Origin of the sequence: Kineococcus indalonis (genome assembly GCF_009906395.1) — a bacterium.
Lineage (GTDB): Bacteria > Actinomycetota > Actinomycetes > Actinomycetales > Kineococcaceae > Kineococcus > Kineococcus indalonis.
Genome location: NZ_JAAALM010000722.1, coordinates 1 through 1,530 on the forward strand (window position 1 = coordinate 1; position 1,530 = coordinate 1,530).

Sequence of the window (1,530 nt, forward strand, 5' to 3'; positions counted from 1 at the left end):
GCGCGGTGGGGACGGCTCCGTGGGAAGGGCGTGAGGTCAGCTGGCCTGGCCGGCGTCGACCTCGGCCTGGGTGTAGTAGTCCGTGTCGATCAGGGCGGACTTGATGTTGTCCTTGGTGACGATCTCGGACTCGAGCAGGTACGAGGGCACGACCTTGACGCCGTTGTCGTACGTCTCGGTGTCGTTCGCCTCGGGCTCGTTGCCCTCGAGGATCGCGGAGGAGGCGGTGACGGCCTGCTCGGCGAGCTTGCGGGTGTCCTTGAAGACGGTCGCGTACTGCACGCCGTCGTTGATGAGCTTGACGGAGGCGATCTCGGCGTCCTGGCCGGAGATGATGGGCATCGCCTGGCCGCCGCCGCCGTACCCGGCGTTCTGCAGGGCGGTGATGATGCCGCGGGAGATGCCGTCGTAGGGCGACAGGACGCCGTCGACCTTGCTGCCGTCGTTGTAGGCGGAGGTCAGCAGGTCCTCCATGCGCCGCTGCGCGGTCTCCTGCTGCCAGCGCAGGATGGCGGCCTGGTCGATGCTCGTCTGGCCGGACTTCACGACGACCTTGCCGGAGTCGATGAACGGCTTCATGGTGTCCATCGCGCCGTTCCAGAAGAACTGGGCGTTGTTGTCGTCCAGCGAGCCGGCGAACAGCTCGACGTTGAAGGGGCCGGTGGCGGTTCCGGGGGAACCGTCCGGGTTCAGCAGGCCCAGGCCCTGCAGCACCGAGGTGCCCTGCTGCACACCGACGTTGTAGTTGTCGAAGGAGACGTAGAAGTCCACGTCGGCGCTGCCGCGGATGAGGCGGTCGTAGGAGATGACCTCGATGCCCGCGGCCTTGGCCGCCGACAGCTGGCTGGTCAGCGCGGTGCCGTCGATCGCCGCGACGATGAGCAGGTCGTCGCCCTTGGTGATCATCTGGTCGATCTGCTGCGACTGGGTGGGGATGTCGTCGTTGGCGTACTGCAGGTCGACCTTGTAGCCGGCCGCCTCCAGGCCCGCCTTGACGTTGTTGCCGTCGGCGATCCACCGCTCGGACGTCTGGGTGGGCATCGCCACGCCGACGGTGATGTCACCGTCGGCGGCGCCGCCGGAACCGGCGCCGTCCGAGCCGGTACCGGCACCTCCGCCGCCGCAGGCGGAGACGGTCAGGGCCAGGCCGGCGGCGAAGGCGGCCAGGTAGCGACGAGTGATCACGGCGGAACTCCTCTGTACCTCGTGAGCGTCGGAACGCGGTCGGTTCTCGACGGGTGTGGGGGTTGGCGCCGTCTGCGGGCGCGGGGACCTCCTGCTCGACCGGGCTTCCTCGTCCCGTCCATCAGCAGCAGTCGGTTGGACGTCGAACATTGTTAACGTTAGCAGTGAGGAGCGTCAAGCGGTTCGCCCGCTCGGCGCAGCGGGGTCGGGAACTCCGCCCGGCACGGGCGCGCAGCGTCCCGCGCTGGGCTAACCTGACGCCTCCGGGACTCCCGCGCCCCTCTCCGGCGACGCGCGGACGGCCCCCCGCACGCGGACGCCCGGGGCGGGTCCCGGCCACCCACC

The 1,530-nt window shown here is 69.5% G+C and carries 1 protein-coding gene; it reads right to left on the reverse strand.

Annotated features, from left to right (window positions below; genetic code table 11):
- Positions 1 to 36: 36 nt before the first annotated feature.
- Positions 37 to 1,182, reverse strand: a complete 1,146-nt coding sequence (gene chvE, locus GTR00_RS20580) for a multiple monosaccharide ABC transporter substrate-binding protein (RefSeq protein ID WP_166613388.1) — start codon at positions 1,180 to 1,182, stop codon at positions 37 to 39.
- Positions 1,183 to 1,530: the final 348 nt, after the last annotated feature.